Annotated in this window: 18 protein-coding genes; 6 read left to right on the top strand and 12 right to left on the bottom strand. The window is 54.9% G+C overall.

Going from position 1 to position 24007, the window contains the following annotated elements; translation table 11 throughout:
- Positions 1–4: 4 nt before the first annotated feature.
- Complete coding sequence (tal, locus tag OZX72_RS04665) at positions 5–1108, top strand: transaldolase (protein ID WP_277144769.1); 1104 nt, start codon at positions 5–7, stop codon at positions 1106–1108.
- 96 nt (positions 1109–1204) lie between these two features.
- On the opposite strand, the gene OZX72_RS04660 is transcribed toward tal, so the two are convergent.
- The 11 genes from OZX72_RS04660 to uvrA form a co-directional block, all read right to left on the bottom strand.
- Positions 1205–2002: an alpha/beta hydrolase gene (locus OZX72_RS04660; RefSeq protein ID WP_277159238.1), complete on the bottom strand. Its 798-nt coding sequence runs from the start codon at positions 2000–2002 to the stop codon at positions 1205–1207.
- 208 nt (positions 2003–2210) lie between these two features.
- Positions 2211–2768 carry a hypothetical protein gene (locus OZX72_RS04655; RefSeq protein ID WP_277159237.1) on the bottom strand — a complete coding sequence of 186 codons (558 nt, stop codon included), beginning with the start codon at positions 2766–2768 and terminating at the stop codon, positions 2211–2213.
- Positions 2769–2959: 191 nt separating this feature from the next.
- Positions 2960–3799, bottom strand: coding sequence for an HAD hydrolase family protein (locus tag OZX72_RS04650; protein WP_277159236.1), 840 nt, complete (start codon positions 3797–3799; stop codon positions 2960–2962).
- Between the two features lie 111 nt (positions 3800–3910).
- The gene (gene secG / locus OZX72_RS04645) at positions 3911–4162 is read right to left on the bottom strand and encodes a preprotein translocase subunit SecG (RefSeq protein ID WP_277159235.1); all 252 of its coding nucleotides are present in this window, start codon (positions 4160–4162) and stop codon (positions 3911–3913) included.
- An 88-nt stretch (positions 4163–4250) separates the two neighbouring features.
- Positions 4251–5054 carry a triose-phosphate isomerase gene (tpiA, locus tag OZX72_RS04640; RefSeq protein WP_277159234.1) on the bottom strand — a complete coding sequence of 268 codons (804 nt, stop codon included), beginning with the start codon at positions 5052–5054 and terminating at the stop codon, positions 4251–4253.
- Between the two features lie 201 nt (positions 5055–5255).
- A complete protein-coding gene (locus OZX72_RS04635; RefSeq protein ID WP_277159233.1) occupies positions 5256–6461 on the bottom strand; it encodes a phosphoglycerate kinase in 1206 nt (401 codons plus the stop codon).
- A gap of 286 nt (positions 6462–6747) precedes the next feature.
- Positions 6748–7704 (bottom strand): DNA-binding protein WhiA, encoded by a 957-nt coding sequence (gene whiA / locus OZX72_RS04630; RefSeq protein WP_277159232.1) that lies wholly within the window; start codon positions 7702–7704, stop codon positions 6748–6750.
- A 205-nt stretch (positions 7705–7909) separates the two neighbouring features.
- On the bottom strand, positions 7910–8839 hold the full coding sequence (rapZ, locus tag OZX72_RS04625) for an RNase adapter RapZ (protein ID WP_277159364.1): 930 nt from the start codon (positions 8837–8839) through the stop codon (positions 7910–7912).
- Positions 8840–8904: 65 nt separating this feature from the next.
- Positions 8905–9930, bottom strand: a complete 1026-nt coding sequence (locus OZX72_RS04620) for a shikimate dehydrogenase (RefSeq protein ID WP_277159231.1) — start codon at positions 9928–9930, stop codon at positions 8905–8907.
- A gap of 103 nt (positions 9931–10033) precedes the next feature.
- Positions 10034–12628, bottom strand: a complete 2595-nt coding sequence (gene uvrC, locus OZX72_RS04615) for an excinuclease ABC subunit UvrC (RefSeq protein ID WP_348519672.1) — start codon at positions 12626–12628, stop codon at positions 10034–10036.
- A 169-nt stretch (positions 12629–12797) separates the two neighbouring features.
- On the bottom strand, positions 12798–15734 hold the full coding sequence (gene uvrA, locus OZX72_RS04610) for an excinuclease ABC subunit UvrA (protein ID WP_277159363.1): 2937 nt from the start codon (positions 15732–15734) through the stop codon (positions 12798–12800).
- A 375-nt stretch (positions 15735–16109) separates the two neighbouring features.
- On the opposite strand from uvrA, the gene OZX72_RS04605 reads away from it, so the two are divergent.
- From OZX72_RS04605 to OZX72_RS04585, 5 genes are all read left to right on the top strand, one after another.
- A complete protein-coding gene (locus OZX72_RS04605) occupies positions 16110–17711 on the top strand; it encodes an ABC-F family ATP-binding cassette domain-containing protein (RefSeq protein WP_277159229.1) in 1602 nt (533 codons plus the stop codon).
- A 98-nt stretch (positions 17712–17809) separates the two neighbouring features.
- Positions 17810–19798 (top strand): bifunctional ADP-dependent NAD(P)H-hydrate dehydratase/NAD(P)H-hydrate epimerase, encoded by a 1989-nt coding sequence (locus OZX72_RS04600; protein ID WP_277159228.1) that lies wholly within the window; start codon positions 17810–17812, stop codon positions 19796–19798.
- A gap of 74 nt (positions 19799–19872) precedes the next feature.
- Positions 19873–20538: an HAD family phosphatase gene (locus OZX72_RS04595; RefSeq protein WP_277159227.1), complete on the top strand. Its 666-nt coding sequence runs from the start codon at positions 19873–19875 to the stop codon at positions 20536–20538.
- A 122-nt stretch (positions 20539–20660) separates the two neighbouring features.
- On the top strand, positions 20661–21587 hold the full coding sequence (locus OZX72_RS04590) for a LysR family transcriptional regulator (RefSeq protein ID WP_277159226.1): 927 nt from the start codon (positions 20661–20663) through the stop codon (positions 21585–21587).
- 277 nt (positions 21588–21864) lie between these two features.
- Positions 21865–22902 (top strand): alpha/beta hydrolase, encoded by a 1038-nt coding sequence (locus OZX72_RS04585; RefSeq protein ID WP_277159225.1) that lies wholly within the window; start codon positions 21865–21867, stop codon positions 22900–22902.
- Positions 22903–22954: 52 nt separating this feature from the next.
- Here the strand turns inward: OZX72_RS04585 and OZX72_RS04580 are convergent, their stop codons facing one another.
- Positions 22955–23983: a LacI family DNA-binding transcriptional regulator gene (locus tag OZX72_RS04580; RefSeq protein ID WP_277159224.1), complete on the bottom strand. Its 1029-nt coding sequence runs from the start codon at positions 23981–23983 to the stop codon at positions 22955–22957.
- Positions 23984–24007 lie beyond the last annotated feature (24 nt).

Below are 24007 nucleotides of genomic sequence, written 5' to 3'. Positions count from 1 at the left end.
AAATATGACAGAAGCAACACAGCGCACCAGCGATTCCGGTGTTTCGATCTGGCTGGATGACCTTGATCGCACCCGCATCACCTCCGGTAATCTGCAGGAGCTCATCAAGACCAAGAACGTTGTCGGCGTGACCACCAACCCGTCCATCTTCCAAAAGGCTTTGGCTCAGGTCGGGCCTTACGACGAACAGCTCAAGGAACTCGGCAAGATCAACGTCGAGGACGCCGTGCGCGAGCTGACCACCACCGATGTGCGCAACGCCACCGACATCTTCCGCGAAGTCGCAGAGAAGACCGATTACGTTGACGGCCGCGTGTCCATCGAGGTCGATCCTCGTCTGGCTCACGACACCGAGAACACCGAGAAGCAGGCCGAACTACTTTGGAAGATGGTCGATCGTCCGAACGCTTTGATCAAGATCCCTGCAACCCTCGAAGGTCTGCCGGCCATCACCGCCACGCTCGCCAAGGGCATCTCCGTCAACGTGACGCTGATCTTCTCGCTCGAGCGCTATGAGCAGGTCATGGACGCCTACATCGCCGGCATGGAACAGGCTGCCAAGAACGGTCACGACCTGAGCAAGATGGCTTCGGTCGCTTCCTTCTTCGTTTCCCGCGTCGACACCGCTGTGGACAAGCTGCTCGAAGCCAACGGCTCCGACGAAGCAAAGGCTCTGGAAGGCAAGGCCGCTGTGGCCAACGCCCGCCTCGCCTACAAGCTCTGGCAGGAAAAGTTCGCTTCCGATCCTCGCTGGCCCGCGCTTGAGGCCAAGGGTGCCAAGAAGCAGCGTCCGCTGTGGGCCTCCACCGGCACCAAGAACGCCGCCTACTCCGACTGCAAGTACGTCGACGAGCTCGTCGCTCCTGACGTCGTCAACACCATGCCGGAAAAGACGCTCAACGCCCTCGCCGATCACGGAGACGGCAAGCCGAGCATCGAAGGCACCTATGAGGAGAGCCAGGCCGTGATGGACAAGCTCGCCGCCCTTGGTATCAACATCAAGGATGTCACCGACCAGCTCGAAGCCGACGGCGTTGCCAAGTTCATCGCCTCCTGGGATTCGGTCCTTTCCGACACCCAGGCCGGCATTGATCGTGTCAATGGCTGATTTTGGCTGATTCCCTTTAACGGGTAGTCGTAAAACATAGAACCCACGGATATATTAAGTATCCATGGGTTCTATTTATATCGAAAGTTAGAAGAGTTATGAATTCAATAGTTTCTTTGACCACTCGGTGAGGAGGGGTTTCAGGGCTTCGGGATTGTCGATGTGGATGTTGTGGCCGGCTGGGTCGATGACCTTATAAACGGCATTGGGATAGTGCGGGAGTAGAGCCTTTTGATCAACGTAGCCGACCACCTGATCCTCTTTGCCGGTGACGATGAGTGTTGGACCGGTGTAGGTTCCCAGGCGCTGCTCGGGGTCACCGTCGAGCCAGTAGCGCTGGCCAAGCTTGGCGTTGGCATCGCGGTCGCAGAGCTTCGTTCCAGGAAGAATATAACGCTGGTAACGACGCCAGGCATCGAACGACTGATTGACACCCATGGTGACAAAATCGATGACCTTGTCTTGCGGAAGGTTGTGGGTCAAGTCAGGATTGGCATTGCTGATAACATGTTCTGCCAAATGACGATGTGACATTACCGGATCAACAACCGGGGCAATCAAAGCGACACCTGCAACTCGCTTTGGTTCGCGTGAAAGTGCGTCCCTAACCAACGCACCACCCATGGAATTGCCGAGTAAAGCAAAGCGTTTGTTTCCGACCAACTCATTGACGGCATTCGTGAACCATTCGGCAAGTTCCGGCAATCCCCCAATGCCCGATAAAGCCGGCGTCTGGCCATAACCCGGCAAATCCATATAAATACGTTGTGTACCTTCAGGGAAAGCATCATCTAGCATCATCAGTGAACGATGATCCACACCCATGCCGTGGACAAGAATGATGGGCAGCCCCTCCCCCTTGACAACCGTATACGCTTCAGGCTGCGTGACCATACGACTACTTTCTTCCCCTACAAGATGCTTGTTTTTTAGCATAGCTAAAAACGCGGAAGCCGGGCCCCGTGAAACACAGGGACATCCGGCTTCTACTTCCAGACCCTCAGCGAGGGAAAGGCATATCTAAATAATATCTGACGATGCCATTTAGACCAAATGCAGCCCAACTTTTGAGCTTACGGCATAGGATTTGCTCAACACTTCGTCATAGATTAATGGTGAATCTTTGCAAATCCGTGATAGTAAACATCTCTCGTTCTGTTGCTTCAGATGCTCCTAAAATTTGATCAGGAATCCAAAGTCTTGAATCCTTGTCCCCAGGGAGAAGCTCATAACGAAGTTTCCTCACGAATAACTTTGAATGAAGAACCCGAATAAATTCCAACTCCTCTTTATTTTGCTTTGCACTCCTAGATTCCATAAAAAGACGTGTTATTCCAAATTGGTTTTCCAATATCGGAAGCAACGTTTCAAGACATTTACGTCTTGCTCTTTCCGGCCTCATCGTGTCAAGTAGCGGTTCCGCTGAAACAGTAATATGTTGCAATTTCAGCGAGTTTATCAATGAGACAGAACGTCGATGCTCATTTGGTGTCATATCGTGCCAATGGACTTTCCTACCGGTTAGAAGTTTTGCTTCCCGGAATTTTAAACGAACCGTAGACTCCTCAAGATTACATATTGACACACCGATCACATATCTGGAAGGCCTTGTGTCCTGCGTACGGATGCTTTCATCTCCCCACGCGATTCGTTCCTTCATTACCATTCGCCCCTCCGCTTCGTTGCATTCTCAATCGCGACTTCTTCGTACGATTTCATTGTTTAGACCTTGAGTCTATCAAACATGATGGAAAGTTATGTATAATTTAGCGGTTTGCTCTATGCAATCTAAGGAAGAAATTATTAAAAATTCTTCGCTTAAAAACAAGAACAAATACGGCTCAGAACTAATTACAAATGTTTCTCAATCCACTGAGCCACACCGTCATCATTGTTTGACGGACAGACTTCATCGGCAATGGCTTTGACTTCGGGCTTGGCGTTAGCCACGGCCACACCGTGACCTGCGTGTTCCAGCAGGTCCATATCAATCAGATCGTCGCCGAATGCGATGGTATCGGAAACCGGAATGGCGAAGTGCAGGCAGGCCAGATTCATTGCGTTGCGTTTCGTGGCCTTGAGATTCATCAGCAGCCAGAGAGCGTCTTCGGAAATCAGTAGGGACATGTCATCTGGGACTAAAGACCTTACCAGCTCTCGTTGCTCGTTGGTAGGAAACATCATGATCTTTTGTGCCATTCCTGACGGCATATCACTGAAATCGGTCAGCTGATATTCTTGGGACGGCCAAACGTCCGTTAAATCGAAATTCGTATAGCGAGTGTCATTGAATTCGATACCAATCCTCAAGTTCGGAATCTGAGCAAGCAGCTGGTGACAAACTTCGATACAGCGCTCAACCGGGACTCCGAACCGCAAGATATTGCTATTCCCGGTACTCTGGTCATCGCTCAACTCCTGCAACAAGGAATGTTCGGAATCCAAATCGACGACGCCACCGTTATGATAGGCACATGCCGAAGCCCCCATACGTTGCACCAAATCAAAGGCAGTCATTGGCGGTCTGGCCGTTGCCACCATCACTACGTTACCCGCTTGCCATGTCGCTTCAAAGGCTTTCTCGCTACGTTCCGAAAGCCAACGCTCGCCGTATTCGTCACCACACAGCGCGGTCAGGTCCAAGTCCACAACCAACAGCTTGCCGCCCGCGGACAGGTCAATATCGGTCACATTCATTCCTTAATAATCGGACGGTTCGAACTCTAAACATTATAGAAACCGAGAATAAAAAATGCGTTTCATGAAACCTTCCATGAAACGCATTTGAAAAAAACTAAAGAGTTACTTAATCAGGTTGAACTTCGTCATCAGACCCAAAGCAATGATGATTGCTACCCAGAGGAGAGCGATGATAATCGTCCAACGGTTCAGGTTCTTTTCTGCAACACCGGAGGTACCTGCGTTCTGAGTGAGGCCGCCACCGAACATATCGGAAAGGCCACCGCCCTTACCCTTGTGCATGAGAATCAGCAACGTCAACAGAATGCTGAAGATAACAAGGATGATTTGCAGAACCAGCTTGACGATTGCCATTGTCGACACAGTTGAACCTCCAGTTCAAGAACACTAGTTATTTACTATACCGCAAAGTACGGAAAATGTCTCATTAATCGATAATTAATCAGCGTGAAGAGGTCACGGTTTTCAACGTAAGCCTGCAGATCTTCGCAAGTTCGTCCGCATCGAGCGAGGCACCACCGATGAGGAATCCGTCGACGTCGGGTTGGCTGATGAGTTCGACAGCGTTCTTCGAATTGACCGAGCCGCCGTACAGAATCCGGACAGTTTCCGAGACCTTGGAACCGAATGTCTCATAGAGGTTGCTTCGAATGGCTCTGGCAGCGTCCTGAGCGCTGGCCGGAGTCGCCACGAGTCCGGTGCCGATGGCCCACACGGGTTCGTATGCGATAATTAGTTTGGCCGCCTCTTCGTCGGAGAGGTCGCGGGTGACGTCGTGGACCTGGCCGACCGCAAAGTCAAGCTCGATGCCCTTGCGACGCTCCTCCATGCTCTCGCCGACGCAGAGAATCGGCTGCATGCCGGCGGTCAGCACGGCACGAACCTGATCGACGATGTTGGCGTCGTCCTCGGGATGGTATTTGCGACGCTCGGAATGACCCACGATGACGTATTTGCATCCGAGCTGCGCCAACATGTCGGCGTTGACGTCACCGGTGAACGCACCCTGGTTGGTTACCGAAACGGTCTGCGCGCCGTAGTTGATCTTGAGCTTGTCGGCCTCAACCAACACCTGAACGCTGCGAATCGAGGTGAAAGTGGGCATCAGTGCCACTTCCACGCGCTTGTAGTCGAAATGGGCGTCACGCAGGAGCCAAGCCAATTTTTGCACGAAATACGTGGCTTCGAGATGATCGAAATTCATCTTCCAATTGCCGGCCACCAATGGAATACGTGCAGAGGACATTGCTTTCCTTCCCAACCACGGAATTACGGTTTATCTGCGTCAAATTGCCGCAACGGCTCCCCTAGTGAGCCTTAACGGCAATCCTTTGCAAAAAGAATGCGGACACACCAAACGGCATGTCCGCAAACATTCCTGTTATCAGTGTAGCGTACCTCGGCTACTCACTGATGAGGCGGCGCACTGTCAACATTTTCGAATCGATTACTCAAGCACCTTGAGGCCAGGCAGGGTCTTGCCTTCGAGGAACTCGAGGGAGGCGCCGCCACCGGTGGAGATGTGCGAGAAGCCGTCCTCGGGGAAGCCTAGGTTGCGTACTGCGGAAGCGGAGTCGCCGCCGCCGACGATGGTGAAAGCACCCTTGGCCGTGGCATCGACCATGCCCTGGGCGACAGCCCTCGTGCCGGCCTGGAACTGCTCGACCTCGAACACACCTGCAGGTCCGTTCCACACGACCGTCTTGGAATCGACGATCTTGTCGTGGAAGAGCTTCTGGGTCTTCGGGCCGATGTCAAGGCCCATCATGTCGGAAGGAATCTTGTCGGCATCGACGATCTGCGGGTTGACCGGGGTGTTGCCGTCCGGGAAGCCCTTGTTGACCACGACGTCGACGGGGAGAATGAGCTCAACGCCGTTCTTCTTGGCCTCTTCCATGTAGCCCTTGACGGTCTCGATCTGATCGGACTCGAGTAGGGAGGTGCCAACTTCGTAGCCCTTAGCTGCGAGGAACGTGTAAGCCATGCCGCCGCCAATGAGCAGACGGTCGGCCTTCTTCAGCAGGTTCTCGATGACGCCGAGCTTGTCGGAGACCTTCGAGCCGCCGAGCACGACGGTGAACGGACGCTCCGGATTCTCGGTGGCGCGAGAGAGGGCCTTGACTTCCTTCTCGATGAGCTTGCCGGCTGCACTCGGCAGATCGGCGGCCACATCGTAGTCGGAGCCCTGAGCACGGTGCACGACGCCGAAGCCGTCGGAGACGAAGACATCGCCCAAAGCGGCGATCTTCTTGGCATAGGCAGCGCGCTCGGCGTCATCCTTGCTGGTCTCTTCGGGGTTGTAACGAACGTTCTGCAGCAGCACAACATCGCCGTCCTTCATGGCGGCGACCTTGGCCTGCGCGTCCGGGCCGTAGGTGTCATTGGCCAGCGTCACGTCGACGCCGAGCAGCTCGCCCAGGCGCTTGGCGACAGGTGCCAGCGAAAGCTCAGGAACAACCTTGCCCTTCGGACGGCCGAGATGGGCCATCAGAATGACCTTCGCGCCATCGGCACGCAGTTCCTTGATCGTGGGCAGAGCGGCGCGGATACGGCCGTCGTCAGTGATGGTGGTGCCCTTCAGCGGCACGTTGAAATCAGCGCGGACAAGAACCTTCTTGCCTTTCAGATCTCCTAAATCCTTGAGTGTCCTCATTGGTATCCTTTCTTTGAAAAACCATTCCCGACCGGAAAAACCGTTTTCTTCGACCGAGCAAGAGTACAAAATCGTGACCTATGTCACTTGTAATGGTACCGTCCTCGCCCAACAAGAAAGCCGGTTTCAACGAAGATTCGCTTTGAAAAAGCGACTAATTTGTGAACGCTCACACAGCATATTTTACCGATAATTCCTCGGTATTGTTCATAAGTTGAGACAGGTACCTTCTGAAATTATTTTCGCACGATACATACGGTTCTTGCGACTTTAACGCAAATACCGATTACTCGTTGTCCTGCTGGTGCTCCTGCGCCCGCTTCGTTTTGGTGGCGAGCTGCAACAACCGACGGATACGACCGGCGATGGCATCTTTCGTAATCGGCGGATTGGAGAGACGACCCAGCTCTTCCAGGCTGGCATCGGTGTGCTGAAGCCGCAGATCGCCGGCGGCCTTAAGGTTTTCAGGAATATCATCACCAAGAATCTCGAAGGCCTGCTTGACCTTCTGCGTGGCCTCGGCGGCGGCCTTGGCACTGCGACGCATGTTCGCGTCATCAAAGTTCGCGAGACGATTGGCCTTGCCACGAGCCTCACCGTCCGTGCGCTTGCCGGTCCATTCACGGGCCGAACGAGGCGCACCCATCAGCATCAGCATGCGTTCGATGGAATCGGAATCACGAAGTGTAATACGCTCGGAACTGCGGACCTTACGCGCCTGAGCGGAAATGCCAAGCCTGCGGGCCGCACCCTGCAGCGCCGTCACCGTCTCGTGCGAAGGGCAGATGATTTCAAGATAGCTGGATTTGCCCGGATCGGAAATCATGCCGCGCGCAAGGAACGCACCGCGCCAAGCAGCTTTCACCTGGGCGATATTGCCGCTGATGACCTCTGCCGGAAGACCTTCGACCAAATGCATACGGCGGTCGAGCAAACCCGTCTGCAGAGCAAGTGCGGTCGCGCCGCGTTCGACGAGCAAATCGTATCGTTGCACGATCCCGTTGGGGGTCTGCCTGCTGATTTTGGTCACTTTAGCTTCACGCTGAAAATAATGTGCGATGGTCTTGCGCAGCCATTCGGTCGCCTCAAGCGAATCGAACTGTGCACGGATGACGGCCTTGTTGCCGACGGGACGCAGACCTCCCCCAAACCGCATCATCGTCGCAGCTTGTGCCATCTTCGCGGCCGGCAAATCCGTCTCCACGCTTGCCAGCTCACTTTTGACCTCGTTCAGAAGAGCCAAAGCCCAACCTCCTACTTCCCGTTCTTCATGTAAGTGTAATTGGAACATTAAACGGAGTCATCTCACGCCATGCCACGGCTATCTGTGATAGCGAATGACTTGGACAAGAATCCATCGTTTGACTTCCCCTTGCCTATTTTTACGTCTACCGCCGGATATCTACGTCAACCAAATGTTTAAAAATGATTGACAACCACACAAAATACTAATGTCGCTCATGGCGGTGCAACTCCCTCGCGGATACCGTCACACTGAGTCCATGAGCGCGGAACCGTTGCGCCAATTCATTACTGATGGCCACGGAACGATGCTGTCCGCCGGTGCATCCAACAGCAATTGTGACATAATGCTTATCTTCCTGAGCGTAACCCTTGATCGCCACCATGATGGCTTTCTCATAGGCATCGAGGAATTCCTTCGCGCTTTCGTTGGAAAGGACGTAGTCGCTGACCGGCTGGTCGTTGCCGTTGAGTTCGCGTAGGCTCGGCACCCAGTACGGGTTGGGCAAGAACCTCACGTCGGCGACGAAATCGGCATCCAGCGGAATCCCGTATTTGAAGCCGAAACTGAAGATATGCACGGAAACAGTTTTTGCACCGCTGCCCAGCAGAGCTTCGTAAAGCTTCGTCGAAAGCTGATGAATGCTCAGGCTTGACGTGTCGATGACGGTGTCCGCACGCTCCTTGAGATTGGAAAGCAGCTCGCGCTCCTCACGGATACCGTCGATGAGACGGTTGCCATGCTGGAGCGGATGCGGACGGCGAACGGACTCATAACGCTGCACGAGCACCTTGTCGCTGGCGTCGAGGAAGAGAATGTGGGTACGTACGCCCAAATCGTCCAAATGGCTCAGAACGGCGGAAAGATCGTCGAAATAGCTGCGCGAACGCACATCGATGACGGCGGCAAGCTTATGGACCTTGGAACCGGAAGAAGTCATCATATCGACCAAGGGAATCAGTAGTTTCGGAGGAAGGTTGTCGACCACATACCAACCCATGTCCTCGACGCAATCCGCGGCATGGGAACGTCCGGCACCGCTCATGCCGGTGATGAGCATGACCTCGAATTCCTTGGCCGGTTTGGGCTCATCTTTGTGTGTTGGCGACGAGACGGCACTTCCCGTGTCATTCATCTTGGGTGCAGGGGCCGTCTTTTCGACCTTGTTTCCGGTGTCGTCCGGTCCTTGCGTTTCCGAAATCACAGTGCCTCCTGTAAGGCGCTTCTCATCGCCTGTTCAAAATCTGCTGTTCCCATAATATGCGCCCCTACCGTCATCAACCTGACCTGGGCTATCGCCTGATATAACAACATTTCCTCGCCTCCGATAGTGGTTCCGCCATTGCCGCGCCAAACCTGCATAAGCTTGGTCGGACGCGGATCATAGACGACGTCCAGTAGGGTTTTGCCAGACAATACGTTCTTGGAACCAGCGAGGGCATTGGCAAGTTTCTCTGCCGTCTCATCGGCCCCGTGCGCCGGTATGGTGTTGATGACGATATCGGCTTGTTGCAAGCATTCTACAGCTTGAGAAAGCGGAATCTGTTCGTATTTAAGATTGGCTTGCGATTGGGCAAGCTGTTTCATCGGGTCATGGTCATGCTGATGGCGGGCACAGACCGTTACTTGTGTTATGGCACCTACATCCGGTACTTCGATTTCCGTACATGCGGCCAAAGCCGAAAGCGCCGTATTACCATTACCCAGGATAACGGCTTTTGCTCCGGCTTGATACGGTTTTTCGGTATCCGTTTCGTTGGATGCATCAGAAACGACAGCTTGCATGAGTTCCTCAGACTGAAGATTCTCTGACTTAGACTTCTTCGGCCCGAAGTTTTCGGATCCAACAGACTGCCAGCAATGGGAGAACGCTTTTACAATGCCTTCGACATCGGTGTTGTAAAGCTTGATATCCGGCTTCGATGTCGCTTTTGACCAATCGAACACGGCGGTATTGGCCACAAGAAGCTTTTTCGACCAGGTATCGGAAGGGGTTCCGTAAGGTTGGATCGTCCGTTTCAACGGCATGGTGAGGCTCAGCCCGGCCCAGGAAGGGTCCAATGTCTTGAGGAAACCATCCAGGTCATCTTTGCCGACCTCGGCGCGTGAATAGTACCAGTCGTCCAGCCCAAGAGCCTTGTAGGCCGCGTTGTGCAGCACTGGCGAAAGCGAATGAGCTATGGGCTTGCCCAACACAGCGCAGCGATGATGTGTCTCATTGGCCATTGGTTGATGCTCCTTTCCGTCAATCTCACTGATTGTTGTCGACTTTCCTTGTCTGACTTGTTGTTTCTGACTTGTTTATATGGTGTTTCCCGGTTTCGGCTGCTCAATTTGTCCGGGATTCGGTCGCCGACGAGGATTCCGTTTCATCGGAACCATTGTGAAGAGCATTGTAAACCGCTTCCGCTTTGGCTTTGCCGATTCCCTTCACGTTTTGCAGATCCTCTAGGCTGGCCTTTCGGATGCCCTTTACCGAGCCGAAAGCGCGAAGCAGCTTCTTCTGATAGCTTTCACCGATGCCCGGGATGTCATCGAGGGCGGAACGCAAGGCACCTTTGCGCCGGGACTTGCGATGGTAGGTGATGGCGAAGCGGTGAGATTCGTCACGCACACGCTGGAGCAGATACATGCCTTCGGATTGACGTTTGAGGATAAGCGGGTAGTCCTCCCCCGGTATCCAGACCTCTTCGAGCCTTTTGGCAAGGCCGCAGACCGCTACATCATCGACGCCGCAGTCTTTCAGGGCCTTCGCCGCAATCTCAACCTGGGGCTTGCCGCCATCGACCACGATGAGATTGGGCTTATAGGCGAAGTGACGTGGATGTGTGTCCTGCTGAACGACGGCATCGGCACTGGTCAAACCGCTGGCTTCAGACTTCGTATTTTGGTTTGTCGAAATCTGATTGGGGTTATCGCCAGCCTCAACTGATTGTTGCGGTTCATTCTTTACCGGTGATTGCGAAGCTATATCGGTATCTTTTTTAGCAACTTGCGAGTTAGCGATGTTTTCTGCTTGAGCCGATTGGCTGCGTGCCGCCTCTTCGGCCTGCTCGACTCGTTTCTCATTGTCCATGCTTTCGCCGGTATCTCCGGCGATGTTGCCGTGACGGAACCTTCGGGTGAGTGTTTCGTACATGGCGCTCAGATCGTCAAGAGCGCCCTTGCCGTCCTTGCCGCGAATGGCGAACCGACGGTATTCGGATTTCTTGGCGATGGCATCCTCGAAAACCACCATGGAGGCGACCTGATAGATGCCGCCGATGGTGTTGGAGATATCGTAGCCTTCGATGCGCAGCGGGGATTCGCTCAAGCCAAGCGCCTTGGCCACATCGTTCATCGCTTGGGTACGTGCCCCGATGTCGCTGATACGACTCATCTTGCTGCGCTGCAACGCCTGTTTCGCGTTGCTGTTGGCCCGGTCCATCAGCGTTTTCTTCTCGCCACGGCTAGGCACGCGAATTGTGACGGCCGCGCCACGCAGACCGCTCAACCATTCCTCCAGCTCCTCACGACGTGCCGGCTCAATAGGCACCAACACTTCGCGAGGAACAGGGGCGATGGGCGCCAGCAAATCGCTACGACCTGTCTGCATCTGACGTTCGCGACGGATATGCGTAGCTTGGGCACGCGAAAGACTGTCGGTTGCAGTAATGCTCTGGGTCGCGCCCAGCGCGTCTCGGCGTTCTACGATATCAATGGCACCATTTGCCGATGCCGAAATTGAAGTGGGTGTCTCCGTTACAACCTGGCTATCCGCCGCTGTTGCATCGGCGGCATCGGTGTCAAGATCGATTTGATCAATGCGAGAAACGGAATCCAAATCAGATGGAATATCTTCATCTATCGAATCCTGTGCTTCACCTTCGTTGGATTTCGAATCATCAGCGTCGTTGGAAACATCGCCATTCTGTTCCAGCAGTTCCTCACCGTTGCTCGGCAGATTCAGCGGGGTACTGGCCTGGCTGTCGGTTTCCCCCATCAGGTCGGAATACACCTGCGTAATCAGGTCCGCAATCAAATCGGCATCGTCGATATCTTCCACACGCTTGACGCTCCAGTTGCGTTCGCCGCGGATGGAACCGGAACGGACGAAGAAAGCGTGGACAGAGGCCTCGAGTTCGTCAGATTCCATGCCGAACACGTCGGCGTCGACATCGGAATCGAAGACGACCGCGTTCTGTTCAGACACTGTTTTAAGCATGGAAATCTGATCGCGCAGACGCGCGGCCTTCTCAAATTCCATATCATCGCTGGCCTGTTTCATCTCCTTGGTGAGACCTGCGATGAATGAAGTGCCATAACGCCCAGTAAGTACACCGACCAGCCGTTCAGTCATTCGGCGGTGGTCTTTTTCACTGATACGACCGACGCACGGCGCTGAGCATTTGCCGATGGAGGCAAGCAAGCACGGCCGATCGGTCATGTGAGCGCGGTTGAACACAGCCTTGGTACAGGTTCGGACCGGGAACGCCTTGAGCAGCTTATCAAGACTGTGGCGCAAATCCCATGCCTTCGCATAGGGGCCGAAATATCTGGTGTCACGTCTTTTGCGATTACGCGTCACCCACACTCTCGGGTACTTTTCACCAAGAGAGACCGCCAAATACGGATAAGTCTTATCGTCTCGGAATACGACGTTGAAACGTGGATCGAATTCCTTGATCCAGGTGTATTCGAGTGTGAGCGCCTCAAGTTCGGTGCCGACCACTGTCCATTCGAGGCTGCGGGCGGTCAGCACCATGTTCTGCGTACGCGGGTGAAGTTCGCTCAGCGGTTGGAAATAAAAGGTGAGACGGTTGCGCAGATTTTTGGCTTTGCCGACATAGATGACACGACCATCGCCGTCACGCCATTTGTAGACGCCCGGATCGGTGGGGATATCGCCGGTGGCAGGACGGAACAGATCGCGGGTATCCCCCAGCTTGCGCGTTGTCTTGCGCCAGCCGGTGCTGCCACCGTTACCTTGTCCGTCCGCCGTTACTGCCATTGCCTACCTTTCAAACCAAATTAAGTCGTCAATCATTTCAAAAGTTCGAATATGTAATGTATGACTCATATCCGTGCTTACCGATTAACCTTGCAACAAGGAGTCACTTGAGCATAGGGCCAAGATATTTGCCCGTCCAGCTCTTTTCGCACTTGGCCACATGTTCGGGCGTGCCTTGCGTGACGATAGTGCCGCCGCCGTCACCGCCCTCGGGTCCGAGGTCGATGATCCAGTCCGCGGACTTGACCACATCGAGGTTGTGTTCAATAACGATGACCGTGTTGCCCTTGTCGACCAAGCCTTGCAGAACCTGCAGCAGCTTGCGAACATCCTCGAAGTGCAGACCGGTGGTCGGCTCATCGAGAATATAGACCGTGCGTCCGGTGGAACGGCGCTGCAGCTCGGTGGCGAGCTTCACGCGCTGTGATTCGCCGCCGGAAAGCGTGGTGGCGGGCTGGCCGAGGCGGATATAACCAAGCCCGACGTCGACCAAGGTGTCAAGGTAACGGGAAATGCCAGTGTAGGCCTTGAAGAAATCAGCAGCCTCCGAAATGGGCATGTTGAGCACGTCTGCTACGGATTTGCCGTTGTACTTCACCTCAAGCGTCTCGCGGTTGTAGCGCTTGCCATGGCATTCCTCACATTCCACGTAGACGTCGGGCAGGAAGTTCATTTCGATCTTGATGGTGCCGTCGCCATGGCAGGCCTCGCAACGGCCACCTTTCACATTGAACGAGAAACGGCCAGGGCCATAGCCGCGGACTTGTGCTTCGGGCGTCTTGGCGAAGAGCTGACGAATCTTGTCCCACACGCCGGTATAAGTGGCCGGGTTGCTTCGCGGGGTACGGCCGATGGGGTTCTGATCGACGTGAATGACCTTGTCGCACTGCTCAATGCCTTCGACGCGCGTGTGCTTGCCCGGCACGATTCGTGCGCCGTTGAGTTTATCGGCAAGAGAAGGGTAAAGAATCGAATTGATGAGCGTCGACTTGCCGGAACCGGAAACACCGGTGATGCAGGTCATCACGCCCAGAGGAATGGACACGTTGATGTTCTTGAGATTGTTCTCTCGTGCCCCGATGACCTTGAGCTGACGGCTTCTGTCGGTTTTACGACGCTTCTTCGGTACCTCGATGGTGCGACGGTCTGCAATGTAGTCGCCGGTGATAGAACGAGGAGCATCAATCACGTGTGCCGCAGGACCGGAATAGACGACCTCGCCACCTTTTTCACCGGCACCAGGGCCGATATCGACCAGCCAGTCGGCCTTTTCGATGGTTTCCTGATCATGTTCGACCACAATCAACGTATTGCCAAGGTCACGCAAATGATGCAGCGTCTTGATGAGGCGCTCGTTGTCACGCTGGTGCAAGCCAATTGAAGGCTCATCGAGCACATACATGACGCCTACAAGGCCACTGCCGATCTGAGTGGCCAAACGGATACGCTGCGCTTCACCGCCGGAGAGCGTCTTTGCAGCACGAGACAACGTCAGATAGTTCAAGCCGACATCGTTCATAAAGCCGAGACGCGCACGAATCTCCTTCAATACTTCACCGGCAATCAGAGCTGCCGAGCCTTCGAGTTTCAGCGAACGAATCCATTTGAGGCTACGTTCGACCGGCATATCGCACACGTCTGCGATGGACTTGTCGTCGACGGTGACCGCCAACACCTCGGGACGTAGACGCTTGCCTTGGCAGGTCTGGCAAGGTACCTCTCGCATATACGACTCGTAATACAGCTTCATCTGGTCGGAATCGGTCTCGTCATGACGACGCATAAGCGTACGCACCACGCCTTCGAAACCGGTGCTGTATTCGCGAAGCCTTCCCCAACGGTTGCGGTAGGAGACCTTGACCTTGAAATCGTGACCATACATAATGGCGTGCTGGATTTTCTTGGGCAAATCCTTCCAAGGAGTATCGAGACTGAAGCCCATCTCCTCACCCAAACCTTCAAGAACGTGACGATAGTATTCGCCAGTCCCCTTGGTCATGCCCCACGGTTCAATGGCGTTGTCGTTGAGCGACTTGCTCGGGTCGGGAATAACGAGCTCTGGGTCAATCTCCAGCTTGTAGCCGATGCCGTCGCAATCCGGGCACGCACCATACGGTGCGTTGAAAGAAAACGTACGCGGCTCGATCTCGTCAAGTTCGAGCTGGTGACCGTTCGGGCAGGAGCGCTTCTCGCTGAACGGTTCGCGGCGGTTCGGGTCCTTCTCGTCCAAATCGACGTAATCAATGACCACGATGCCTTTGGCGAGTTTCAGCGCGGTTTCGATAGAATCCGTGAGGCGCTGGCGAATGCCATCCTTGATGACCAGACGGTCGACCACGACCTCGATGGTGTGCTTCTTCTGCTTGGTCAGCTTGATATCGTCGGAAAGCTGACGCATCTCGCCGTCGATGAGCGCACGCGAATAGCCGTCACCACGCAACAGCTCAAGCAAATCCTCGAATTCGCCTTTACGCCCACGGACGACTGGTGCGAGAATCTGGAAGCGCGTCTTTTCCGGCTTCTTCATCAAAGTGTCGACCATCTGCTGCGGCGTCTGGGCGCTGACGACCTCGCCACAAATCGGGCAATGCGGGATGCCGGTACGAGAGAACAGCAAACGCAGATAATCGTAGATTTCGGTGATGGTGCCGACGGTGGAACGCGGGTTGCGGTTGGTGGTCTTCTGGTCGATGGAAACGGCCGGGCTCAGGCCTTCGATGAAATCGACATCCGGCTTGTCCATCTGGCCCAAGAACTGACGGGCGTAAGCACTCAGCGATTCGACATAACGACGCTGACCTTCGGCGAACAACGTATCGAACGCCAAAGAAGATTTGCCGGAACCGGAAAGGCCGGTGAAAACCACCATACGGTTACGCGGAATGGCAAGGTCGATGTTCTTGAGGTTATGTTCGCGAGCGCCTTGAATCGTGATCTTCAGATCGCTGGGAATATGCGAGATGTCCGCCACGAGCGAATTGCCGGTCTGCTTGAGCGGCGCCTTCGCGATTTCCTGGGACAGGAACGAGTCGCTGTCCATCAGCTTCTGCGCCACCACACTTGCCGACGAATCGTCGGTTTTCCCAGATTTACGCGCCGTTGATGCTGTTGCCAATGCTTACCTCCGCTTAATGCCAAATGCTCCACTGTAGGATATCCCATCATAGTGGACGGTTCGAACAATTGTTCGATTCCTTGTTGTCATGGCTGAATCCAGTACTTATCCTTAAGCATCAACCCACAAAATAAAAAGATGCTTCCGTAACTTACGTTATTGGCGGAAACCCGAAGTTCTACCGCCAGTCCGATTACGCCGTACAATTTATTGCTTCAATAAAAGCAGACGTGTCGCTATGATGGCATGTTGGTATATTTGGCCGCAATTTCGTAATAACAACAGGATAGGTAATAAGGTATGGCAATCGAGGCGCAAGGGCTGGAAATTCAGATCGGGGCACGGACACTGCTCAATCCCACTGATTTTCATGTGAGCAAGGGCGACAAGATCGGCCTCGTCGGGCGCAACGGCGCCGGCAAGACCACCTTGACCCGCGTCATCACCGGCGACCTCTTACCCACGGCCGGCAAGGTGCGTATCTCCGGCAAACTCGGATACCTGCCGCAGGACACGCATGCCGACGACCCTGAGCAGACGGCGCTTGACCGCATGATGAGCGCCCGTGATATCGCCGCCATCATCAAACGCATGCGCAAGGCCGAAAAGGAAATGACCAACGAGAACCCGAAGGTCATGGAAAAGGCGATGGACAAGTACGACAAGGCCATGCAGGCGTTCGACAAGGCCGGCGGCTACGCGGCGCAATCCGAGGCGATTTCGATGGCCGCGAGCCTTGGCCTTCCCAACGAGACGATGCAGCAACCAATCGGCACGCTTTCCGGCGGTCAGAAGCGCCGCATCGAACTTGCACGTATTTTGTTCTCCGACGCTGACACACTGATCCTCGACGAACCAACCAACCATTTGGATGCCGACTCAATCGAGTGGCTGCGCGGCTACCTGAAGCGCTTTGAGGGCGGGTTCCTGGTCATCTCCCACTCCACGGAGCTGCTGGACGAAGTGGTGAACAAGGTTTGGCACCTGGATGCGCAGACCGCCCAGATCGATATGTATTCGTTGGGCTGGAAGGCCTATCTGAAGCAGCGTGTTGTGGACGAGGAACGTCGCCGCCGCGAGCGCGAGGTTGCCGAGAAGAAGGCCGCACGTCTGATGAAGCAGGGTATCCGCCTGCACGCCAAGGCGACCAAGGCCGTCGCGGCGCAGAACATGATGCGTCGTGCGGAGCGTCTGTTGAGCGAGACCAGCGAGGCCGAACGACAGGAGAAAGTGGCCGACATCCGTTTCCCGGAACCGGCGCCCTGCGGCAAGACGCCGATCATGGCCAAAGAGATATCCAAGGCGTTCGGCTCGAATATCGTATTCAGCGGCATTAATCTGGCCATCGACAAGGGCTCACGGGTGGTCATTCTAGGTTATAACGGCGCAGGCAAGACGACAACGCTGCGCATTCTGGCCGGCGAGGACAAGCCCGACACCGGCGAGGTCGTCTACGGTCATGGCTGCAAGATCGGCTATTTCGCACAGGAACACGATACGTTGGAGATGGAAGCGACCGTGCTTGAGAATCTGCAGCACGTTGCTCCCGACCTTGACGACACACACGCCCGTTCGATTCTTGGCAGTTTCCTATTCTCCGGTGATGACGCGTTCAAACCGGCCAAGGTGCTTTCCGGCGGCGAACAGACCAGGCTCGCGCTGGCGACGTTGGTGACTTCGCGCGCCAACGTGCTGTTGCTCGACGAGCCGACCAACAACCTCGACCCGGTCTCTCGCGACGAGATTCTCAAGGCCATCGCCAAATACGAGGGTGCCATCATTCTGGTCACCCACGACGAGGGCGCGGTCAAGGCACTCAACCCCGAGCGCGTGCTCTTGATGCCGGATGGTGACGAGGATCTGTGGAGCGACGATTATCTCGACTTGGTGGCCGAAGAATAACAGCAAACGCAATAGATAAGCTACGATATGAGATAGCAATGGATAAGGAGCGGCAGACATCATCGTTTGCCGCTCTGTTCGGATAAAGCGGAAAGCACATGATGGACGAGGTAACGATGACGGAACTGATGCGCAAATCACTGCTCCAACGGCGGGCCTACAGCATCGAAACCGTGCGCGGCATGGAACGTCCGTTGCTTGATCAAGGCGTGCCGCTGATGCGCATGGCCGCCTCCGCCGCCGCAAGGGTGACCGCCGAATTGCTTGACGAGCATGATATCGATATCGTCGACTCCAAAGTCGTGCTGTTGGCCGGTGCCGGAGACAATGGCGGAGACGGGCTTTTCGCCGCTGCTCAATTGGCTCGCGCCGGTGCCCAGGTTACGGCCATTGCCGTCGGCAAATCCCTGCATTTGCAAGGTCTGCTGGCCTTCACCCGCAGCGGCGGACGGTTGCTGATCGTCAATCCGGAAGCCGACATCCCCGGCGTTGCGTCCGGTTTCAGCGCAGGCGAGGCCGGAGAACGCCTACAAGCGGCAATCGAATTGACGCAACAGGCCGACGTGATTCTTGACGCGATGACTGGTATCGGCGTGAAAGGCGCCCTGCGCGGACCTGCTGCAACGATGGCGAATATCCTTCATCCCACCAACGATGATGGGACGGAAATGGAGAAGCCGAATTCCGTTGTCGGCACCGAACAAGAGCAGAAGCCGCTTGTGGTCGCCATCGATACGCCTTCCGGTGTCGGCGTGAACGACGGCACGTTGCCCGGCAGCTATATTCCAGCCGACGTTACGGTGATGTTCGGCGCGATGAAGCCTTGCGCGATGCTGCCTCCGGCAAGTTTCGCCTGCGGACGTACGATTTTGGTCGATTTCGGTTTCGACATCACATACGCCTATCCCGTCGTTTCTTCAATCGATGAGACGGCTGGAAATATGATACGACTCCCGAAACCATCCGATTCGAAATATTCCCGCGGCGTTGTCGGACTGATTACCGGATCGGCAAAATATCCCGGTGCTGCCGTACTGAGTTCCGGTGCGGCCGCCCGTTCCAATATCGGCATGGTACGTTATATGGGACCGGTGAACGCGTCCGATATGGTATTGCGTAACGCTCCCGAAATTGTTCTCGGCAAAGGGCGCGTTCAAGCTTGGGCCGTCGGTTCTGGTGTTCCTACAGCGGAAGCCATGAACGATACCAGCAATGAGAATTCCGGCAAACATAGCCCGAAAGGCCAAGATAGCCAGCGAGAAGCCATTGCGGCGCTGCTCAAACACTATGCATTGTCGAACGAGACAGATTCCGCAATCAGCGACGAAACCGAGATCCCGGTCCATGATCTGGATAAGGGAAAAACCCCGGACGTTTCCGAACAAACCGGGACCGTCCGGAACAATGCCGATTCAAGCATCGATTACGAGCGCGAACCTTGGTCCATGCCGCCGATCTGCGTCGATGCGGGCGCGCTTGATCTGCTGCCGGAACGCGTGCCGGCCCATGTCGTCATCACGCCGCATGCCGGTGAGCTTGCGGCGTTGCTGCGCCGCTGCGGCGAAGACGTTGACACGCCAGATATCACTGCCGAACCCTGGCGTTGGGCCAAGCGGGCGCACGAACTGACTGGTGCGACCGTGTTGCTCAAAGGCGCGGTGACCATCGTCGTAGGCGATTCAAATGTGGCTGGTCTACCTGCCGGAACCGAAGCAGGAACCGAAAACGGCGATGGCACACGCAAGATGACCGTAACCTGTATTTCCGGCAGCGGACCGGCATGGTTGGCAACCGCCGGAGCCGGAGACGTGTTGGCCGGAGTAATGGCCGGAATGCTGGCACAACAAGGTGAGGAGGCATTGCAACGCGACCCGAGCCTCGACGTTATGACCGCAGCCGGTGCAAGCTATATCCACGGTTACGCCGCCAGCCTTGCCGCCGAGTCCGACCAGCACGGCTGGGAGCCGCCCGAGGTTTTCGATGCGGATGGCACCATCACGCCGGAAGGCAAACCTGGACATCCGATTGTGGCGACTGATGTGATTGCAGCACTGCCTCAGACATTTGAGGAATTGCTGCAGAACTAGGTATAGTATGGTCAATTGGCCAGTTTTGACAATACCGGCACACGAAACCGAAACCAAAGAAGAAGCAGGAAACAATGATGAATAACGTTGATGACAATGACGTTGCCAACCGGAACGGCGAAATCCACGATGTCATGTTCGACTTCTGCGGCGTGCTCGTCGAGCTGAACTATCGGCCGTGCCTTCTGGGCCATTTCCCGCAGAAATTCGTTGACACCCTGTGCGCGGACGAAGATGACACCTACGGGTTCTTCGCCGCCGAGGCTCGTATGGATGCGGGCGACGATTTCGCTGATGTCATCAAGGATTATCGGAAACAATACGGCGATGATTTGGCCAAAGCGTTCACCTATTACATCGAGCACTATGACGATGCCCTGCCGAAAATGATCGACGGAATGGAAGCGCTGCTGACGGATCTACGTGAGGCCGGTTATGGTGTCTGGGGGCTGACCAATTGGTCGCACGAAACGTTCCATCTGGCCTTCGAAAAGTTCCCGCAGTTGGAACGTCTGTTGCAGGATACAGTGGTTTCGGGCGTCGAAAAGATGCACAAGCCGAACGCCGATATCTTCAACCTTGCCTTGAGCCGCTTCGGCCTTGACGCCGCGCAAACGGTGTTCTTCGATGATACGCAAGCCAATGTCGATGGCGCCAAAGCCGTTGGTATCCAAGGTATACATTTCAACGACGCTTCGGATGCGAGGAAAGAGCTGCGGCGTCTGGGCGTAAAAATCTGAATATCGCCAAGATATTTGTATCTATTTACGCGTTGAATGACGTGGCCTGCAACGACAATATCAATGTCAGAAGTTGTTATAAGTTAATCCACTCGATACACACTTTGTTATAAACTTTGGATATGACACTGCTGCAGCTGAAATATATCGTCAAGATCGTGGAGTGCGGCTCGATGAACGAGGCCTCGCACGAGCTGTACGTCTCTCAGCCCGCGCTAAGTTCTTCGGTCAAGGAACTTGAGCACGAGATGGGCATCGAGATCTTCACCCGTTCTTCGCAAGGCATCGCGCTGACCGTCGATGGCGCCGAATTCCTCACCTATGCTCGCCAAGTACTTGATCAGGCCGAGCTGATGGAGGAACGCTACAAGCACGCCAAGCCGCGCAAGCAGCTGTGCAGCGTCTCTACCCAGCACTATATGTTCGCCGTAGAAGCCTTTGTGGAAATGATTAATTCCATCGAATCCGACGAATACGAATTCACCATTCGTGAGACCCGCACGCGTGACATCATCGACCAGGTCGCCAACATGCTTTCCGAAATCGGCATCCTTTACCTCTCCGATTTCAACAAGGACGTCATCGGTAAGCTGCTGCGAAGCAAGCACCTCGAGTTCCATCCTCTCTTTCGCGCCCCGCTGCACGTATTCATCTCGCGCAACAACCCGCTCGCGACGAAGAAGAAAGTCACGATGGACGACCTCAAACCCTATCCGTTCATTCAGTACGAACAGGGCGAGGAAGGCAGCTTCTACTTCGCCGAGGAAGCCGTCTGGCCCAAGGACTCCCCCAAGCTCATCACCGTCACCGACCGCGCGACGATTCTGAACTTCATCATCGGACTCAACGGCTACACGGTGTGCACCGGCATCGACAACGGCGACCTCAACAACGAAAAGATCGTCACTGTTCCGCTCGACACCGACGAGACCATGCTGCTTGGCTGGATCACCAACGAGCGCGCCAACCTTTCCAACGCCGCCGAAAGCTATCTGGAGAAGCTCAAGTCAGTCATCGCCAGCCACGGCTACACATTAATCAACGATTGATGGGCCGGCCGTCGGACAGACACAAGACAACCGCTTCACAAGGTCGTGCGCCGATCAAGCGTCGGATAGGCGACAAACAAACGCAACACATGGGCAAAGCACAATACCGATATCGATCAATTTCCTGCAGGATTGAGTGGCAAATATCCGACATGGCCAAAATTCAAAAAGCCGCGACACAGTCGGCGCAATTGTCTAAAATCAAACTGTTTACACTATCATCCGGTTCTTCCGAATGTAGCGCAATGGAGCATTACTGATACTGAAAGGAATCCCTATGACCGGAACTGGGCTCAAAATCGACGATGATGAACGCAAAATCCTGCAAACGTGGACACAATTGGACGAGGACCTTGCCGACTGTGACCCGAACCTGGCCAACGCCGTTCTATCGACCCGACTTGGCATGGGCCGCGGCGATATGCCTCGCAACAGTTATTGGCAGGACCCTGAGGGCATCGATGTAATCGCCGATATCCCCTATTGCGGAAGTGCCGGCCAAATTCGCGGCCATAAGCTCGACCTTTATCTGCCTCACGACGCGGTGGTGCGCGCGGGCAAATCCCTTCCGGTCTATATCGACATTCATGGAGGCGGATTCGTATACGGCTACAAGGAGCTCAACCGTAACTTCAACACCCACTTGGCGGAGCAGGGTTTCGCCGTTTTCTCACTGAATTATCGGCCGATGCCGCAAACGGATTTCCTCGGCCAGCTTGCTGACATCGAAGCGGCTTTCGCTTGGATTTCAGCGCATTTGGATAATTACCCGGTCGACCGGAATTCGATTTTCATTACCGGGGACTCGGCCGGCGGCACGTTGGGACTCTATTCCACAGCCATCGAACGCTCTGAAACAATGGCCGAAGCACTGGGCATCAGGCGCACGGGATTAAACATCAAGGGCGCCGCCTACATTTCCGGTCTGTTCGACATTGCTGCCTACACGCCGGGAGCGCAGCAGAATCCGCTGACCTCCGAGAAGGCAGACACCAGCACCCTTTCAACAATCGCACCGTCGTTCTTTGGCCCTCTTATCAAAAAAGCCAGCGATTGGACCAACCTAGATTATATGTGCCGCAACGTGGATCTACCGCCCCTGTTCCTCAATACGTCGAACGATGACTTCATCCAAACCGAGACCATGAAATTGAGCACGGTCTTGAGCGCACATGGCCGCGATTTCTACCTCAACAATCCGCATACGCAACCCGGTGAAACCTTGGGACACGTCTATCCGGTTTGTATGACATGGCTGGAGGAAAGTGCTGCAGCTCTGCAAAAAATTCGCGATTTCTCATACCGCCAGCTCTAAGTCTGCGTTTTATCCGGTTCGCTGAGTTTCCTGGCACCATTCGTCGGGAAACTCAGCGAACTGGCGGCCCTGACGAGCCTCGGACGACAAGACGTGTCGGGAACAGTTTCTGCTGGATATGTGTTTCCCCCTTGATTTGCCGTAACAGCACATTGACCATTTCTCGGCTCTCATCCTGAACCGGTTGCTCGACGGAAGTGAGGTCGAAGGCAGCGGAAAGATCGTGCCCGTCAATGCCGACAACGGAGACTTCACGTCCGGGTAGAATCCCACGATTGCGCAAGGCCTGTATCGCACCCATCGCCATCTCGTCGGAAGACGCAACGATACCGGTGATATCAGGACGCCGATCCAATAAAATGTTGGTTGCGATAAAGCCGTTTTTAGCAGTCATGATATCGGCCGGCGACTCAAGATCCGGACCACATTCAAGCCTGTGACTTTTAAGGCTTTCGATCCAGGCATTTCGACGGCGCTGGGTCGGCGCACTTGGGCATTTGTCATTGGTCATGCCCGAAAGATGCCCGATCACCTTGTGTCCGAAGCCGATAAGATGCTCACAAGCCATTTCCATCGCCTGTTCGTCATCGATGCCCACATGTGAAAATCCCGGCTGAATCACCGAAAGGAAAGCAACCGGGACATCCAACGAACGAAGCTGACGAACTTCCTCATCGTCGAAGAAAAGCGACAAAACCGCGACGGCATCGACCTTACTGCGCAGCACTTCGGGATTGAACCGTGGCCTTCCCCCCGAAACATAATCAGGCAACGAATAAACCAACGCATCATAGTTCATGGTTCTGAGCAGCAGTTCCGCCGCTTCCACCGCATTAGCGAAAAACCATCGGGAAACATCAGGAAGTACCAATCCCACCGATTGCGTCGAGCCGCTGGCAAGGGACATCGCGCTATGCGAGGGTGAATAGCCCATGGAGCGGGCGACCGAAAGAACCTTACGCCGGGTTTCATTGCTCACCCCGGACAAACCGTGAATGGCACGGGAAACCGTGGCCGTGGAAACATTCGCTTCGACGGCCACATCTTCTATTCTCGCTTTTGCGTTCGTCTTTGAAACCATGCACACCACCATCCATCAATAGTC

It is taken from the genome of Bifidobacterium sp. ESL0769 (assembly GCF_029395495.1).
Classification (GTDB): Bacteria; Actinomycetota; Actinomycetes; order Actinomycetales; family Bifidobacteriaceae; genus Bifidobacterium.
This window is presented reverse-complemented; position numbering and strand designations above follow the sequence as displayed.

Bases quoted from the DNA above. Each gene is read 5' to 3' on its own strand.
- tal (WP_277144769.1), top strand. From the start codon at position 5: ATGACAGAAGCAACACAGCGCACCAGCGATTCCGGTGTTTCGATCTGG.
- OZX72_RS04660 (WP_277159238.1), bottom strand. From the start codon at position 2,002: ATGGTCACGCAGCCTGAAGCGTATACGGTTGTCAAGGGGGAGGGGCTG.
- OZX72_RS04655 (WP_277159237.1), bottom strand. From the start codon at position 2,768: ATGAAGGAACGAATCGCGTGGGGAGATGAAAGCATCCGTACGCAGGAC.
- secG (WP_277159235.1), bottom strand. From the start codon at position 4,162: ATGGCAATCGTCAAGCTGGTTCTGCAAATCATCCTTGTTATCTTCAGC.
- tpiA (WP_277159234.1), bottom strand. From the start codon at position 5,054: ATGTCCTCTGCACGTATTCCATTGGTGGCCGGCAATTGGAAGATGAAT.
- OZX72_RS04635 (WP_277159233.1), bottom strand. From the start codon at position 6,461: ATGAGGACACTCAAGGATTTAGGAGATCTGAAAGGCAAGAAGGTTCTT.
- rapZ (WP_277159364.1), bottom strand. From the start codon at position 8,839: ATGAATGACACGGGAAGTGCCGTCTCGTCGCCAACACACAAAGATGAG.
- OZX72_RS04620 (WP_277159231.1), bottom strand. From the start codon at position 9,930: ATGGCCAATGAGACACATCATCGCTGCGCTGTGTTGGGCAAGCCCATA.
- uvrA (WP_277159363.1), bottom strand. From the start codon at position 15,734: ATGGACAGCGACTCGTTCCTGTCCCAGGAAATCGCGAAGGCGCCGCTC.
- OZX72_RS04605 (WP_277159229.1), top strand. From the start codon at position 16,110: ATGGCAATCGAGGCGCAAGGGCTGGAAATTCAGATCGGGGCACGGACA.
- OZX72_RS04600 (WP_277159228.1), top strand. From the start codon at position 17,810: ATGATGGACGAGGTAACGATGACGGAACTGATGCGCAAATCACTGCTC.
- OZX72_RS04595 (WP_277159227.1), top strand. From the start codon at position 19,873: ATGATGAATAACGTTGATGACAATGACGTTGCCAACCGGAACGGCGAA.
- OZX72_RS04590 (WP_277159226.1), top strand. From the start codon at position 20,661: ATGACACTGCTGCAGCTGAAATATATCGTCAAGATCGTGGAGTGCGGC.
- OZX72_RS04585 (WP_277159225.1), top strand. From the start codon at position 21,865: ATGACCGGAACTGGGCTCAAAATCGACGATGATGAACGCAAAATCCTG.
- OZX72_RS04580 (WP_277159224.1), bottom strand. From the start codon at position 23,983: ATGGTTTCAAAGACGAACGCAAAAGCGAGAATAGAAGATGTGGCCGTC.